Source organism: Rhizobium sp. B21/90 (assembly GCF_019355815.1).
GTDB classification, from domain to species: Bacteria; Pseudomonadota; Alphaproteobacteria; order Rhizobiales; family Rhizobiaceae; genus Rhizobium; species Rhizobium rhododendri.
Genome location: NZ_CP072163.1, coordinates 1,010,220 through 1,025,980 on the forward strand (window position 1 = coordinate 1,010,220; position 15,761 = coordinate 1,025,980).

General features: G+C 62.0%; 14 protein-coding genes. 3 read left to right on the forward strand and 11 right to left on the reverse strand.

The window, feature by feature from the left end:
* Window positions 1–16 precede the first annotated feature (16 nt).
* Genes J5278_RS22765 through J5278_RS22810 form a run of 10 tightly spaced genes read right to left on the reverse strand, consistent with a single transcriptional unit; the run spans window position 17 to window position 9,517 of the window.
* Complete coding sequence (locus tag J5278_RS22765) at window positions 17–1,102, reverse strand: ABC transporter ATP-binding protein (protein ID WP_209186308.1); 1,086 nt, start codon at window positions 1,100–1,102, stop codon at window positions 17–19.
* Window positions 1,089–2,126 (reverse strand): ROK family protein, encoded by a 1,038-nt coding sequence (locus J5278_RS22770; RefSeq protein ID WP_219258401.1) that lies wholly within the window; start codon window positions 2,124–2,126, stop codon window positions 1,089–1,091. The genes J5278_RS22765 and J5278_RS22770 overlap by 14 nt, the downstream gene beginning before the upstream one ends.
* Complete coding sequence (locus tag J5278_RS22775; RefSeq protein WP_219258403.1) at window positions 2,123–2,848, reverse strand: ribulose-phosphate 3-epimerase; 726 nt, start codon at window positions 2,846–2,848, stop codon at window positions 2,123–2,125. The genes J5278_RS22770 and J5278_RS22775 overlap by 4 nt, the downstream gene beginning before the upstream one ends.
* Window positions 2,845–3,675 carry an alpha/beta fold hydrolase gene (locus J5278_RS22780; protein WP_219258405.1) on the reverse strand — a complete coding sequence of 277 codons (831 nt, stop codon included), beginning with the start codon at window positions 3,673–3,675 and terminating at the stop codon, window positions 2,845–2,847. The genes J5278_RS22775 and J5278_RS22780 overlap by 4 nt, the downstream gene beginning before the upstream one ends.
* Complete coding sequence (locus J5278_RS22785; RefSeq protein WP_219258407.1) at window positions 3,672–4,493, reverse strand: sugar phosphate isomerase/epimerase; 822 nt, start codon at window positions 4,491–4,493, stop codon at window positions 3,672–3,674. The genes J5278_RS22780 and J5278_RS22785 overlap by 4 nt, the downstream gene beginning before the upstream one ends.
* A complete protein-coding gene (locus J5278_RS22790) occupies window positions 4,493–5,569 on the reverse strand; it encodes a Gfo/Idh/MocA family protein (RefSeq protein WP_219258409.1) in 1,077 nt (358 codons plus the stop codon). The genes J5278_RS22785 and J5278_RS22790 overlap by 1 nt, the downstream gene beginning before the upstream one ends.
* 12 nt (window positions 5,570–5,581) lie before the next feature.
* A complete protein-coding gene (locus J5278_RS22795; protein WP_219258410.1) occupies window positions 5,582–6,400 on the reverse strand; it encodes a sugar phosphate isomerase/epimerase in 819 nt (272 codons plus the stop codon).
* A gap of 3 nt (window positions 6,401–6,403) precedes the next feature.
* Window positions 6,404–7,240 carry a carbohydrate ABC transporter permease gene (locus J5278_RS22800; RefSeq protein WP_219258412.1) on the reverse strand — a complete coding sequence of 279 codons (837 nt, stop codon included), beginning with the start codon at window positions 7,238–7,240 and terminating at the stop codon, window positions 6,404–6,406.
* The gene (locus J5278_RS22805; protein WP_142832224.1) at window positions 7,237–8,169 is read right to left on the reverse strand and encodes a carbohydrate ABC transporter permease; all 933 of its coding nucleotides are present in this window, start codon (window positions 8,167–8,169) and stop codon (window positions 7,237–7,239) included. The genes J5278_RS22800 and J5278_RS22805 overlap by 4 nt, the downstream gene beginning before the upstream one ends.
* 1 nt (window position 8,170) lies before the next feature.
* Window positions 8,171–9,517: an ABC transporter substrate-binding protein gene (locus J5278_RS22810; RefSeq protein ID WP_219258420.1), complete on the reverse strand. Its 1,347-nt coding sequence runs from the start codon at window positions 9,515–9,517 to the stop codon at window positions 8,171–8,173.
* A gap of 177 nt (window positions 9,518–9,694) precedes the next feature.
* Here J5278_RS22810 and J5278_RS22815 point away from each other — a divergent pair, with 177 nt between their 5' ends.
* Window positions 9,695–10,843 carry a Gfo/Idh/MocA family protein gene (locus J5278_RS22815; protein WP_219258421.1) on the forward strand — a complete coding sequence of 383 codons (1,149 nt, stop codon included), beginning with the start codon at window positions 9,695–9,697 and terminating at the stop codon, window positions 10,841–10,843.
* Between the two features lie 14 nt (window positions 10,844–10,857).
* Window positions 10,858–11,811, forward strand: coding sequence for an alpha/beta hydrolase (locus tag J5278_RS22820; RefSeq protein WP_219258423.1), 954 nt, complete (start codon window positions 10,858–10,860; stop codon window positions 11,809–11,811).
* Window positions 11,812–11,826: 15 nt separating this feature from the next.
* Here J5278_RS22820 and J5278_RS22825 read toward each other — a convergent pair whose 3' ends face one another.
* Window positions 11,827–12,861 (reverse strand): LacI family DNA-binding transcriptional regulator, encoded by a 1,035-nt coding sequence (locus J5278_RS22825; protein WP_209186299.1) that lies wholly within the window; start codon window positions 12,859–12,861, stop codon window positions 11,827–11,829.
* A gap of 321 nt (window positions 12,862–13,182) precedes the next feature.
* Between J5278_RS22825 and J5278_RS22830 the strand changes: the two genes are divergently transcribed.
* On the forward strand, window positions 13,183–15,708 hold the full coding sequence (locus tag J5278_RS22830) for a HAMP domain-containing methyl-accepting chemotaxis protein (RefSeq protein ID WP_219258426.1): 2,526 nt from the start codon (window positions 13,183–13,185) through the stop codon (window positions 15,706–15,708).
* Window positions 15,709–15,761 lie beyond the last annotated feature (53 nt).

Genomic DNA, 15,761 nt, shown 5'->3' on the forward strand with positions numbered 1-15,761 from the left:
TGGCGAGCGGTCCTTGTCAGTTCAACTTGGCGAGAGCCTTCCCGGCCTTGTCGAAGAGATGGCAGTTGTGCGGCTCTATGCCGAGCTTGATCGGGGCATGGAGGGCGGTTTTGTCAGCGCCATCCGTCTGTACCACAAGTGATATGTCAGGCGAGATGTCGACGTGAAAGACCGTCAATCCGCCAAGCCTTTCGGCAAGGATAGCCTTGCCGTCGAACTGACCGGTCTCGCCGATACGGATATGCTCCGGCCGGATCCCGAGCGTGATTTCATCGCCGACCTTGATCTCGCCAGGGGCGACAGCGACGGGTATCTCAACACCGTCCAAAGCAACCACCGTCACGCCAACCGGACCAATGGCATCGACGCGGACCGGCAGCAGGTTCATCTTCGGCGAGCCGATGAAGCCGGCAACAAAGATATTGGCCGGGTGATTGTAGAGATCGAGCGGCGATCCCACCTGCTCGATGCGGCCGGCATTCAGCACGACGATCTTGTCGGCCATGGTCATCGCCTCTATCTGGTCATGGGTGACATAGATCATCGTCGCTTCCAGCGTCTGGTGCAGACGCATCAGTTCGAGACGCATGTTGACGCGCAAGGCGGCGTCGAGATTGGACAGCGGCTCGTCGAACAGGAAGATCTTCGGGTTGCGGACGATGGCCCGGCCGATGGCAACGCGCTGGCGCTGCCCGCCGGACAGATCTTTGGGTCGCCGGTCGAGCAGGTGCGAGAGCTCCAGGACCTTGGCTGCCGCATTGACCTTGGCGTCGCGCTCACTGACCGGGATGCCGGCGATCCGAAGTGCAAAGCCCATGTTTTCCGCCACCGTCATGTGCGGGTATAGCGCATAGGACTGGAACACCATGGCCAGCCCACGCTCGGAGGGATCGATATCGTTCGCCCGGACACCATCGATGACAAGATCGCCGCCGGTGATATTCTCGAGACCGGCGATCATCCGCAGCAGGGTGGACTTGCCACAGCCCGATGGCCCAACGAACACCACGAATTCGCGGTCGACGACGTCGAGGTCGATGCCCTTGATGACTTCGACCGCACCATAGGCCTTGCGGGCATCGCGAAGTTTAAGATTGGCCATGACGAGCCTCCGTTGTGCTGGCGGGACTGTCCCCGCCTGAATTGTTCGGGTGGGCCGCAAACGTGGCGGTATCCCTGTCGTCGCTGTGCAGGACCAGGCTCGCCGCCCCGATCAGCCCGGCGTGACGACCGAGTTGGGCCGCGACAATCGGAACGTCGCGGTAGGCGGACATGGCACGCTCGGCGACCGTGGCCTTGATCTGTGCATGCAGCATATCGAAGCCGTGGGAGATGCCACCGCCGACGACAATGATGTCCGGCGAATAGAGGTGCAGCAGATTGGTGAGACCGATGCCAAGCCAGCGAGCTTCGACCGCCAGCATCTCCAGCGCCTGCCGATCACCCCGGCGTGCCGCATCGACGACATGCCGGCCGGTGACATCGCCATCGGCCGACAGCGCCCGCATCATGGATCCGTCGAAAGGCCGCGTGCCGGTGGTCGCCCTTCGGCCGAGCGCGGTGCCCGAGGCCAAGGCTTCGAAGCAGCCGATCGCGCCGCAAAAGCAGCGCGCTCCCTCGTTGGTGATCGTCATATGGCCGATTTCAGCCGCAAGCCCCCGTCGCCCGTGCAGGATACGGCCATCGGCGATGACGCCGCCACCGATACCGGTCGAAACGGTGGCAAAGACCATGGAGGCCGCGCCTCTGCCGGCGCCGTATCGCCACTCGCCGAGAGCGGCGGCGTTGGCGTCGTTCTCGAGCCAGACCGGCAGCTTGAAGTGCTCCAGCAGGATGTCTGCGAGCGGCACGTCATGCCAGCCGGTGAGGGTCGGCGGCGCGATGACGATGCCGGAAACGGGATCGAGCGGCCCGGGAGCACCGACACCGACGCCGATCGGTTCGATGTTTGGCGTTTGCCCCCTGATCTCGGCGGCTAGCGCCTGCATCTGTCCGATGACGGCACGCGGACCGTCCGCTGCCAGCGTTGGCACCGACAGGAATGACAGCAGGTCGCCCGCGCGGTTCACCATCGCGGCCCGCAGCTCCGTTCCACCGAGGTCGAATGCGAGGGCGGCGTCTGTCACTGGGCGTGGCTTTCCAGGGCATGCAGCCATTTCATCCGGGCGGCCAGATCCTTGTCGCCAAAGGCCAGCGACCCCAGGACGACTGTCTCGGCGCCAGCAGCGCGCAGAAGCGGCACGGTCTGTTCGCGAATGCCACCATCTGCGGCAAGGACGATTTCGGCTTCACGACCGGCAGCGCGGATGAGCGCGCGCGCCTCGATCAGCCGATTACATGCCTTTTCCGACAGGCTCTGACCTTTCACGCCGATAGACGTTCCGAGCAACGTCACGAAGGCAACATGCGGCAGGAACGGCTTGACCGCTTCCACCGGCGTCTCCAGCCGCAGGACAACACCGCCGGCTGCGCCCATTTCCTTGGCGATCGCCAATGCCCGAAGACCGGCCTCGCCGTTTTCCGCATGGACGCTGATGAGGTCGGCACCGGCCTCGATGAACTGACGGGTCTGCTCCTCGACGATCTCGGCTTCGACCATCAGGTGAACGTGGATGGGCTTTGAGGTGGACTTGGCAATGCGGGCCACGAGATCGGGGAAGAACAGGAAGCCGGGGGTAAAGCGCGCATCCGCAACGTCGATATGATGCAGGTCGACGTGATCCTCGATCCGTTTGAGATCGGTTTCCATGTTTATAAGATCGGCCGACCAGAGTGAGAATTCGCCGAGCAGGCGGTCGCGGGGGAGGGCGGCGATGGCGGCGGGGCCAGAGAGGGTCTTCGTGATCATGATGCGAAACGGCTCCGGAGGGTTTCAGAGGAGAGGAATTGCGAGATGGCGCTTTGTGTCTCTGCGAAATGACGGGCCTTGTCGGCAGCCTTGGCCGCCACCTCGATGAAGGCGGCGCGTCGAATGGTGGCCGCAAGCGTTTTGGCTGATGACAGCGGGTGGATGGCGTCCTGGCGGTTGCCTATGACGAGCGTCGGAACGTCAAGCGCAGCGGCCGAGGCCTTGGTCACGTCTGGTCCGTCGCTCGCGATATCGACGAGTACCTTTGCGAAGGCGGCAGCGTCAGGTCGATCGAAATAGCCCAGCAAGGATGCAAAATTGTCCGGCGCGTCCCGTTGAAGGTCGGACGCGGTCTCTGAGGCGACAAACAGGTCGCGTGCTCGCTCGAGCGGATGAGTAAGGATGAGTTTGCCGACAGTGCGGATCGGCGCCATGTTTTCGGGCGCGGCTTCGAAGGTCCAGGCCGGCCGCACCAACACCAGAGCTGCGATGCGGTCCTTGTGGAAATGGGCCAGATGGAGGGCGATGGCGGCGCCCATGGAAATACCGCCGACGGCGAGGCGCTCGATGCCGCACCGATCGGCAGCCGCGAGAACGTCCTCGGCAAACATGGCGATTGAAAATGGGCGCCGGCTGCCGAGCGACGAGCTGCCATGGCCGCGACATTCCACAGTCAGGCGCCTGAAGCCACGGCCGGCGGGAAAGGCCTGCGCCACCTGCACGTCACTGCCTCCCAGCCCGTGCTGGAAGAGCACCGGCAGACCGTTGCCGAAGTCGAAGACGGCAAGGTCGGCATCGTCGCGGGTGAGATAGACTGGCTCGCTCATCCGACCATTTCCTTCAGGAAGGCTGCAACGCCGTAGGCCTCATCGGCTGCGAGCCCATGGGTAACGAGGGGCCCGTCGAAGCCGGAGGCTTTAAGGCGGGCGAGGAAATCGCCGAAATCCACAACGCCCTTGCCGGCAGTGGCAAAACTGCCATCCGAATGGCGGTCCTTGGCGTGCGCCATGGCGACGTGTCCGGCAGCCGTATCGACCGCTCTCGCCACGATGGACCGCGCCTCGTCAGGCGTGGCCGCCTCGAAGAGGTTGGCCGGGTCGAGGACGATGCGCAGCTTGCGCGATCCCATCTCGGCGATCAGCCGCATGGCATCTTCTGCCGAGGTCACGATGTTCGCCTGCTCGGGCTCGATGCCGAGCATGACGCCATAGCCTTCGGCCAGCGCCAAGGCCTTGGCCATCTCCAGGGCCATGTCGGCCCAGGCAGAAGGGTCGGCGTTATCCGGGTGGTGCGCCCATTGATCGACAGGGTTGCGGCTGCCTGTGCAGAGCGTGACCAGCGGGATGGCAAGCGCCGCAGCAGTTCTGATCACGACCTCCAGCTGCCGCAGCCCGGCCTGTCTGACGGCAGGGTCCGGATGGGCCATATTATAGGTCCCGGACAACGCCACCAGCGACACGCCACTCGTCTCGGCAGCCGTCCGGATAGCGGTGACAGTGCTCTCCGGCACGGCGTCCGGCATCGATGGCAGGCCGCAGCAGGCAAGATTGAACTGCGTCGCTGAATAGCCGTTGCCGGCGACCGCCGACAGGACGGCAAGCGGATCTGTCCCCGGAAAGGTCTTGGCGAAGATACCGACCTGCATCAGACCGATCCCGTCACGGATGCGATTTTGACGCGTTCGCCGGTTTCAACCGAACGGGCGATGGCGACCATGGCGCGGATCGAGGCAATGCCGTCATCGACATTGGCGCCACGCATCGGAGCCCCGGTCAGAACCGTATCGGCGAGACCCTCCAGCTGGCGGCGGAAGAAATGCCCATCGGCGCCCAGAGGCCTGCGGGTGGTCGCGTCCTTCTCGTGGAAGAGATCGACCTCGCTGGCGCGGAAATACCAGGGATTGAAGGTCTTTGCGAGAACGGACCCGTGCTCGCCATAGAGCTGGAAGCCCTCGTGCCAATCCATCCTGACGGCAACGGTCAGATCGAGATGGCCGAGCGCTCCGTTGGCAAATTCGGTTTCGACGAACCAGCAATAGGCACCGGCGCGCTCCAGCAGGCGTGCTCGGACTGCGACCAGTTCGCCGCAGAAAAAGCGCGCCGTATCGACCAGATGAGAGCCGTGCGCCAGCATGAAATACTGCCGAAGATCGGCCTTCGGATTACCGCCCGGCTTGCGTGCCAGCTTGCTGGTTACCGGCAGCGGCTGGACGGCGTCGGTGTTGGTGTAGCGGTGCGTGGAATCGCAGTACCAGGCCTTGAGCGCGAAGATCTGGCCGATATCGTCGCGCACGAAGTCGCGCGCCGCTTCCAGAGCCGGATCGAAGCGCTTCATGTGGCCGACCTGCAGGATCTTGCCCGAGCGTTTCACCGCATCGGCCAGCTGCTGGCCTTCCTCGACGGAAACGCCGATCGGTTTTTCGCAGAGAACATGCTTGCCTGCGTCGAGAGCCTTGATCGACATCGGCACATGGTAGGCATCGGAGGTGGCGACGATCACGGCTTCGAGCTCGGGATCGGCCAGCATGGCGTCGTAGTCGCCGTACATCTTCTGCGGCTCGTAGGTCGCACCCATGCGCGCCAGGAGATCCGGTGCTGCATCGCAGATTGCGTAGAGATCGGCGTTACGCGCTTTCACACAAGATTCGAGATGGGCAAATTGGGCAATCGGCCCACAGCCGAGAACGCCCACCCGCAATCGACGCTGTTCTTTCTCGATCATTGCACTTCTTCCTTATGCACCATAGCCGCGCATTGTCTGGCGGTTGAGTTTCACGGCAGCGGCGGGATCGCGCCCCGCCGTCTCGGATTCTTCCTCGAGTACCAGCCAGCCGTTGAAGTTCGGCGCCTTGCCGACGATGTCGAGCACGGCCGGCGTGTCGAGCACGCCCTCGCCAAGCATCACCCACTGGTCGTTGGCATCGACATCCTTGAGGTGAAGGTAGCGGATGCGGGCCTGGTAGGTTTTGAGAGTGTCGAGGATGTCGTCGTGACCGCGCAGGATGTGCCCGGTATCCGGGATCCAGCCGACCAGCGCGGGATCCAGCAGCCCGAAGATCGTGTCGTAATCGGCCCGGTCGAACAGCAGAGTGTTATGATGCGAACTCGGATGCACCGCCACCGTGACGCCCGATGCCTGGCCGATGGCCGCAGCACGATTGTAGAACTCGGCGGCGACTTTGAATTTCTCCCCGCGTGGGCCGTCCGAGACGACCGTTGCAGAGCCGATCGACACCAGTGCGCCCTCGAAATGGGATGCGAAATCGACCCAGCGCTGCGCGACGACCAGATCGGCGTCAATGTGGTCGGCAACCGTGAACCCGGTCTGCGAGCCGAAGGCGAAGGACACCAGGTGCAGTCCGTGGTTGGCCAGCGCCTTCTTGAAATCGGCAGGCTTGTCAGCATAGCGGCCGATCATCGTATCGGTGATTTCGATGCCCTCGTAACCGCCGGCGGCGATTGCTGCCAACAGGTCATCGGCGGTCCCGCTCCAGCCGGCGCCCAGCATCTCCCATGTAAACGTCTGGCAGCCGACCTTGAAATCCGTGGTCATTGTCTATTCCTTGATTCCGCCTTGCGTCAGGCCTTCGATGATGTGTCGCTGGAAGACCAGCACGAGTATGATAAGCGGCACGGTGACGACAGCCGACGCAGCCGCGATATCTCCCCAGGGCACGTAGTACTGGTTCGTGAAGTTGGCGATGCCGACGGGAATGGTCTGGCTGTCGGGATCGGAGGTGAAGGCCAGCGCGAACAGGAACTCGTTCCAGGCGGTGATGAAGGCCAGCAGCCCTGTCGTCACAAGGCTCGGCAGCGACATCGGCAGGATGATGTGCCAGAGTAGGCCGACGACACCGACGCCATCCATCCGCGCCGCCTCGTCGATTTCGCGCGGCAGGGTTTCGAAATAGCCAAACAGCACCCAGGTCACCAACGGCAGCCCCAGCGCAAGATAGGTGATGATCAGAGCGGTATGGGTGTCCAGGAGACCGATATCCGAGGCCAGCAGATAAAGCGGGCCGACGAGCGCGATCTGCGGGAACATCGACACCGACAGGATCACCATCAGGATCCCGAACCGGCCCTTCACATCGAGCCGCGACAGCGCAAAGGCCGACAGGGAACCGACGATCAGGCAGAGCGCCGTGGTCGACAGCGAGACGATCAGCGAGTTCAGCACATAGTGATGCAGGCCCTTCTCGACGAAGGCATTATAGTAATGCTCCAGCGTGAAGGGATGCGGAATGAGAGACGGCGTGCCTTCGGTCAGCGCCTTGTCGAGCTGCAGCGAGGTCGAGAACTGCCAGAGGAACGGCCCGGCCGACCATATCAGGATAAACAGCGCACCGGCATAGATCACAGTACTCTGGAGAACGGAGCGGCCCTGGGTCATGTCGTCTTCCTTATCTGCCGGACGAGGAAGAGGCAGAACACCACCGCGATCACGCCTTCAGTCAGGAACATCGCCGTGGAGACTGCCGAGCCGTAGCCGAACTGCAGGGTCGAAAAGAGGATCTTGTAGGACAGCGTCGACAGCGTTTCGGTGGAATCGGCGGGGCCGCCGCCGGTCAGCACGTAGACGAGGTCGAAGATGCGGAACGCGTCCAGCGCACGGAACAGTCCGGCGATCAGCAGCGTTGGCAGCAGCAGCGGCAGGCGGATGTTCCAGAAGATCACCCAGGCCTTGGCGCCGTCCATCCGCGCCGCCTCGATCAGAGACTTCGGAACGGTCTGCAATCCGGTCAGAAGCAGCAGCGCCATGAACGGCGTGGTCTTCCAGACGTCGGCAAGGATGATGGTGAGGAGAGCGGTGTTCGGCGATCCGTACCAGTTGACGTTCTGGTCGATCAGCCCGAGATGCAGGAGAATGAAATTGATGATGCCGTGCTGGCCATCGAACAGCCATCCGAACATCTTGGAGGTGACCACGGTCGGCATTGCCCAAGGCACGAGCATGGCCGCCCGGATAATCCCGCGTCCCCCGAAGGTTTCACAGAGAATGAGGGCCATGCCGAGACCGATCAGCGTTTCCAGCACAGTGGATGCGACGGTAAACCACATCGTATGGCGCCAGGCATTCCAGAACGCCGGATCGTTGAACAGTTGCACGTAGTTGGCAAAGCCGACGAAATCATTGTCCTGGGTGATCAGCGAGCGGTTTGTCAGCGACAGATAGAGGCCGTTGACGATCGGATAGAAGGACACAGATGCAAGCGACAGGAAAGCCGGCAACAGCAGGAGCCATGGCCAGAGGGCGCGTGGCAGCGCCCTCCTTGCTTTGCGTGACTGCCCCGTTGCCGGGACTGTGGCTGAAACCGCCATGTCAGGCGACGATCTTGTTGATTTGCGCAGCGGCAGCTGCGAGCTCGGTCTTCACGTCGCCGCTGACCAGGGCTTTGGAGATACTCGACTGCAGCGCCAGCGTGACCTTGGCATATTGTGGCGTGATCGGCCGTGGTGTGGCGCCGGTGAAGACGCTTTGCAGGCTCGCCATGAAGGGCTGCTCGGCCTTGAGCTTGGCATCCTCGAAGATCGCCGGACGCGAAGGCGCCAGACCGAAATTCAGTGCCAGCCGGGTCTGGGTTGCCGGCGACGACATCCAGGTCAAGAACTCGATCGCGGCTTCGCGCTTCTTGGAGTTGGCGTTGACACCCAGCTGGTAGCCGCCGAGGCAGGCCGCGCTCTTGCCGCCGGGAAAATGCGGCAAGGGCGCAACCGCCACCTTGTCGACAACCTGCGAGGCCTTAGGATCCTGGGCAATCGGATAGACGTAGGACCAGTTGCGCATGAACATCGCTTCGCCGGACGTGAATGGCTGGCGCGAAGGCTCTTCGTCCCAGGAAAGAACGTTTTGCGGGCTGATCTTGGTCTTGTTGATCGTGTCGTGGAGGAACTGGATGGCCTCGACCGCGGCCTTGTCTCCGACCACGGAGGATTTCCCGTCCGGCGCCAGTATGGAGCCCCCGTTCGAGGTGATGATCTCGACTGCATCGCAGATCAGCACTTCGGCCTGCTTGCCCTGCCAGAGGTAGCCGAACTTGGCATCGCCGGCCTTCTGGGCGGCCGCCGCCATCGTTGCCATCTCGTCCCAGGTTTCAGGGACCTTGCCGCCGTGCTTTTCGACGAGGTCCTTGCGATAATAGAACATGCCGGAATCGACGAACCAAGGCAGCGCCGTCAGCTTCTCATTATAAGTGCAGGCAGCCACCGTGCCGGGGAAATAGTCGGTGCGCTTTTCCTTGGGGAAATACTCGTCGAGGGGCAGCGCCCAGCCTGCGGCGGCAAAACCTGCAATCCAGACGACGTCCTGCGTGAAGACGTCGGGCGTCCCGTTGCGGCGGGCCAGCTGCTGGATCAGCCCTTGATAGACTTCGGTCGACGAACTCGGTGGTGGCAGTTCGATGAACTTCACCATGATGCGGTCCTGCGACTCGTTGAACGCCTTGACGAGATCGCCGAGGCCTTCCTTGCCGAAGAAGCTGGCGCTGGCAAAGCTGATCTCTGTCCGGTCGGCGGCTCGGGCCGAGCGCACGCCCAGGCTCGAGGTGACGCCAAGGGCAGCGGCACCGACCGCAGCCCCGGCCGCCCCGATAAGAAGCCGGCGGCGATCAATCATGTGCGAATTTAAAGTCGAATTCGAGCGCGAAGGCTCGTCCTTAACATCAGACATGTTTTCCCTCCCAGGAAGACTGGCAACCTCCAAAACTCCGCGCCAGCATTTCCGCATGATTTATAAAAATTTGTCGCGCGTCAAGAAATAAAATGGTTTAGTCTGGCCATCAGTCGCTGATAAGGAGACCGTAGCGAGGTGCGGCAACCAGCGAAATCAATGGGAGGAGTGGGCTTTATGACCAGAAAGAACAACGCAAAAATCGGCCTCGGCGTAATTGGCTGCGGCAATATCTCGATGACCTATTTGCGCAACACAGCCCTGTTTGCCGGTGTCGAGTTGAGAGCCTGCGCCGATATCTCGCCCGATATGGCAGCCTTGCGGGCCGGCCAATACAATATCCGCGCGCTCACCGTCGACCAGCTGCTGGCCGACCCGGAAATCGATCTTGTCCTCAATCTCACGATCCCGGCAGTGCATTTCGATGTGACGATGTCAGCGCTTTCGGCCGGCAAACACGTCTTCACCGAAAAGCCGCTGGCCACATCGGCGGCGGACGGACGCACTCTGGTGGCAGAGGCACGGCAGCGTGGACTTCTGCTCGGATCTGCACCCGACACTTTTCTCGGTGCGGCCGGCCGGCGGGCGCGGCGCCTGATGGAGGAAGGAGCCATAGGCCGTCCCGTCAGCGGCACCGCCTTCATGATGGGCCGCGGCATGGAGCACTGGCATCCCAATCCGCAATTCTACTACCAGCCGGGCGGCGGCCCGGTTTTCGACATGGGACCCTATTACCTGACGATGATGGTCAACCTGCTGGGCCCTGTGGTCCGCGTCATGGCGATGGCCACCAAGGGGCAGGAGGAGCGACTGATCACCGCTGAAGGCCCGTTCCAGAACACCACCTTCACCGTTGGCACGCCGACCAATGTCCTCTCGCTTCTGGAATTCAAATCCGGCGCGACGGTGAATTTCGGCGCCTCCTGGGATGTCTTCCGCCACTCCAATCATCCGATCGAGTTGCACGGCACGGAAGGTTCGCTGCGTCTGCCGGATCCCGACACATTCGGCGGCACTGTGTCCCTGTCCGAGCACGGCGCCGAGTGGCGGGACTTCGATAGCGACGGCGAACTCTATGGCACCAGAAACTGGCCATATGCCGCACCGGACAGGGCAAATTACCGGATGCTTGGCGTCGCCGACCTCGTCCGGGCGCTCGAGGAAGGCAGGGCGCCGCGCGCCTCCGGCGATCTTGCGTTGCATGTTCTCGACATCATGGAAGCCATCCTTGCATCCGGAGAGAGCCAGCAATCGATCACAATCGACGGGACTTTCCAGCAGCCACCATTGCTCGGCGAGGATGAAGCGCGCAGCTTGCTCGCATGACAGGAGAGGGGAGGATGACTGGCAGAATCGATGCCGGAGCCCAGCGGGTGCTCGATCTCGGCAGGGCCGCAAGATCGAGGCCTTTCGAGGACGGCACGCCGGAACAGGCCCGTAAAGATTACAACGCGGGAGCGCCCGCATTAAAAGGCGATCTGCAGCCTGTCGCCTCTATTGAAAACCGCACGATCACGGGACCGAATGGCCCTATCGACATCCGGATCTATCGCGGCCTCGGTGCACCGGAGAGCGGCGGGCGCGGGCTGCTGTATCTTCACGGCGGCGGATGGGTGATCGGCAACCTCGAGTCCCATGATGACATCTGCAGGTGGTTTGCCGACAGCGCGGCCTGCACGGTCGTCTGCCCCAACTATCGCCTGGCGCCTGAACACAAATTCCCCGCCGGGCTTGAAGATTGCCTCGCGGCGCTGGCATTTATGACCGGAGAGGCCGATACGCTCGGCATCGACCGAGAAAAAATCGCCGTGGCCGGAGATAGCGCCGGCGGCAACCTCGCTGCGGTGGTGGCACTGATGTCCCGGGTATCCGATCGGCCGCCATTGACAGCGCAACTGCTGCTCTATCCGAATACCGACGCTGCCCAGACCGCAGACAGCTACCGGCGCTATGCAAAGGGCTTCGGCTTGTCGGCCTCGACCATGCACTGGTTTCGCGATCATTATATTCGCACGCCGGACGATATCGACGATTGGCGCGTCTCGCCGCTTAAGGCAGAGAGCCTCTCAGGTGCCGCCCCGGTATTTATAGCCATCGCCGGCCACGACATCCTCGCTGACGAAGGTGTCGCCTATGCCGATCGCCTCAAGCAAGACGCCGTTCCCGTGGTCCTGCGCCATTGGCCGACGCAGATCCACGGCTTCGCTTCCATGGGCAAGTACATCCCGGAAGCACGCGCGGCCATCGATGAGGCGGTGATTGCGTGGAACAGCTTCGAGACATCAACTCCATAGTAAGTGGACGGTGGATCAGGCGGACTGGCGCATCACAAGGGTGCCGTCCGAGCGCATGGCATGGACGATAGCGCCTGTCGTCGTCTCTCCTTCGCCGAGAAGGGCGAGCAATGTGTCGACGCTGTTGGCCGTCATTGCCGCGAAATCCTGCGCCATTGTCGTCAGCGGCGGCGATGCATATCGGCTGAGGGGATGGTCGTCATGGGCGGCGATCCTGAGATGAGCGCCCTTTCGGCGTCCGACCTTCTGGTTGTTGGCAAAGGCTGCCGCCATCACACCGAAGGCCAGGCGATCGTTAGCACAGAGGATCGTCTTGCTCGGCAGGGACTTCCTGCGCAGCATATCGTCCATCTGTTCATAGCCGATCCGCTCGAAATCCCAGGTATAGTCCGCGCTCGTCTTGATCACCCGCGGCTCGAACCCGGCCGCCTTGACGGTGGCGACATAACTTGCCAGCCTTTCCGGCGAATTGTGATTGATATGCGGAATGTCGAGATAGGCCGGCGCGTCGCCGGACCGGCAGAGATAGTCGACGATCGTCGCGACGCTCTGGCTGTTGTTGTTGCCGACAAATGGCGTGCTGCCTTCGATGAAGGTGTCGAAATAGACCATCGCCAGGTTCTGGCCGAGTTTCTCGAAGACGCGCGGATCGGACTTGAAGCCGAGGGGTGCCACCAACGCCCCGGCCACCTTCAGCGACAGCATCGTTTTGACGGCCTCGGCCTCCAGTTCCGGCAAACCATGCGATGAAATCACGATCGGCCAGTAGCCGCTGGTGCGCAGGCGGAGTTCCAGCCGGTTGACCATTTCAGCATAGAAGGGGTCGCCGAGAGCAGGCACGAGAATGCCGATGTTGCGGGTGCGCTTGCGGTTGAGATTGCGCGCATAGAGATTGGGCTGGTAGTCCGAAGACCGCAACGCCGCCTCGATCAGAGCACGGGTGGCTGGCTTTACGCTGGTCGGATCGTCGAAGAACTTGGACAGGGTCGGACGCGATATCCCGCTGGATTTCGCAAAATCCTCCATCGTCCGGTGCGTCAGCTTTTTCATCGATATGCGACGTTCCTGTCTGCCAGAATGTGCAGAGGTGGAATTATGCGTTGTTAATCAACGAAGTGCAACCGCTGACCGGAAATTCGCACAACCGTCCCGGCCCGCCAAAAAGATTGCCGGTGACAACTTTTAAAATGACGTACGACTAAAGAGCTTCCGGCTGAAGATCGTGCTCGCAACGTCGAACGAATCCGACCGAGCACGGCGCAAGTAAAACGGGAATAAGGCCGCAGGTTTCCAGTATGCTTAACGGCAATTTTATAAACTCGTGGCACCTTGAGCGACAATGAGACGGGGACGGTCGGGAAAATGAAAAATATGATGGACAAAATGATGTCGCGGGTGCGGATCCAGACAAAAGTTCTGGTGCTCGTGACACCGTTCATTCTGTGTATCGGCGCGGTCGGCCTGACGGGCTATTATGCCTCTCGGTTGCTCGAAGGCAGGATGGAGGTCTCGAACAGCGTCCTGCAGTCGCTCAGCGGCTTCAAGCATGTGTTCGCCAGCATGAGCACATTCCTGATGCAGCCTTCGCAGGAAACGCACGACGGTGCTGCGGCCCAGGCCCGCGACCAGCTCGGCCTCCTGAAGCAGACCACCGAAGGTTTGCGCGCCGGAACGGATGTCTCCCTGCTGGACCAGTCTCTTTCGGAATCCGCAGCAATTCCCGACAAGATCGAGGCAATCTGGCAGCTCCAGCTCAACCAGCAGAAGATCTGGGATGACATCGTTGCGAACTCGGCAGCGCTGCTCGATCTGCAGGGACAGATCGGCAAGCGCTCCTTCATGCTGATGGCGGCGGCGAAGAAAAAGGACAACACCAACAAGGCCGGCTTGAAGACTTCGGTGACATTGGGAACGGCAGCCTCGATGATTGCCGACCTCGAAAAGGCCTATGCCGAGGCAGCGCTTCCCGATGCCAAGATTGCGGCGCTGAAGAAGCTCGTGCCGGACCTGGTCACCGCGGTCTCGCTGCTTGCCGACGCACTGCCGGATGACCAGAAGAGTGTTGCAAGCGACATCCAGGCATCTGTCGCTGTTCTCGATCAACAGAGCAAGGCGACAAGCCCGGACGCCGCAGTCGCGCTTGCCGACCAGGCACTCCTCGCCCTCCAGGCGCCGACCGCGAAACTGAAGGCGACCGGTGACGCATTGATGCGCCGTTCGGTGCTCGATCTCGCCACCTCCGACAAGGAAATCTCCATGGCAGAAGCCGTCGGCAACAAGCTGCGCGGCATCGTCAACATCAACAATGAAATCCGCGTCGTCTTCGCCGAGCTCGTTTCCAAGCCCGACGAAGAGAGCGTCAAGAAGGTCCAGCAGTCGCTCTATATGTACGCCAACGAGGTTGCAGCCCTTGCCGCGCTGATGAGCGACGACCCGGTCCTCTCGGTGCTTCCGGCCAAGGTCAAGCCGGTGCTCGACACGCTTGCCTCCAAGGCTGCCGACATCGCTGCCAACTCCCTGGAAAAGCAGGCGCAATTTTCCGCCGCCGCCAAGTTGATCGACAGCACCTGGAACCTGCTTACGCAGTTTGCGGAAAGCCAGAAGGCAAATGCCGGTGTCGAACGCCAGCAGGCGAACACGATCTCCATCGGCGCCATGACCATAGGCGTCCTCGTCGCGATGTTGGCTGGCGCAGCCCTCGTGATGACGCTGAAGGGACCGATCGCCCAGATCACCATAGCGATGCGCAAGCTCGCCGAAGGCAAGCTCGACACCGCCATTGCCGGCGAGGGTCGTCCTGACGAGATCGGCGACATGGCGCGCGCGCTGATGGTCTTCAAGGACAACGCCACATCCCGCTTGGTCATGGAAAAGGAGGCCCAGAGCGCGAGAGAGCTCTCCGAGGCCGAGCGCGTCAGAAATGATCGCGAGCGCCGTGAGGCACGCGTCCAGGTCGACGGAGCGATCGAGGCTCTCGGACTGGCGTTGAAAAGGCTCTCCAAGGGCGAACTCGATTTTGCGATCGACGTGCCGTTTGCACCCCATCTCGATGGGCTGCGCGACGATTTCAACCAGTCCATCGAAGGCCTCAGGGCGACGCTGGTCGACATCCGCGGCACAGCCGAGATGATCTATGACAATGGCCGGCAAATGGGGGAAGCCGTCAACGATCTGGCAATGCGCACCGAAAAGCAGGCCGCATCGCTGGAGGAGGCCGCTGCCGCCGTCGAACAGATCGCCGCCACTGTGGATACCTCTTCGGATCGCTCCGGCCTTGCGCTGAAACTGGTGCAGAACACCAAGCAGCGCGCGGAAAACTCGGCCATGGTCGTGCAGAACGCCGTCTCGGCTATGGCAAGGATCAAGGAATCCTCCGACAGGATCTCGAACATCGTCACCGTCATCGACGGCATCGCGTTCCAGACGAACCTGCTGGCGCTCAACGCCGGCGTCGAGGCTGCAAGGGCAGGCGAGGCCGGCAAGGGATTTGCCGTCGTCGCCCAGGAAGTCCGTGAACTCGCGCAACGCTCGGCAAAGGCCGCCAAGGAGATCGCCCAGCTTATCAATACCTCGGTCAACGAAGTCGCCATCGGATCGCAATATGTCGAGGAAACCGGCGGCGCCCTTATCGGAATCTCGGGAGAAATCGTCGATATCTTCGGTCACGTCGAGCGGATCGCCTCTTCCGCCCAGGAGCAGGCGCAGTCCCTGCGGTCAGTCACCTCGTCGGTCAACGAAATCGACCGCATGACCCAGCAGAATGCCGCCATGGTCGAGGAAACCAGCGCCGCGACACGCCAGCTCTCGGACGAAACCCACGCCTTGACCGAACTCATCGGCCGCTTCAGCCTGGAAAAGAACCCCAGCTTCACCAAACCCGCCAGCCGCGCCGCCTGACCAGGCGTTGCGCCTGGATGGGTGAGATGAACCTCGGCTGACGTTTTGCAGCC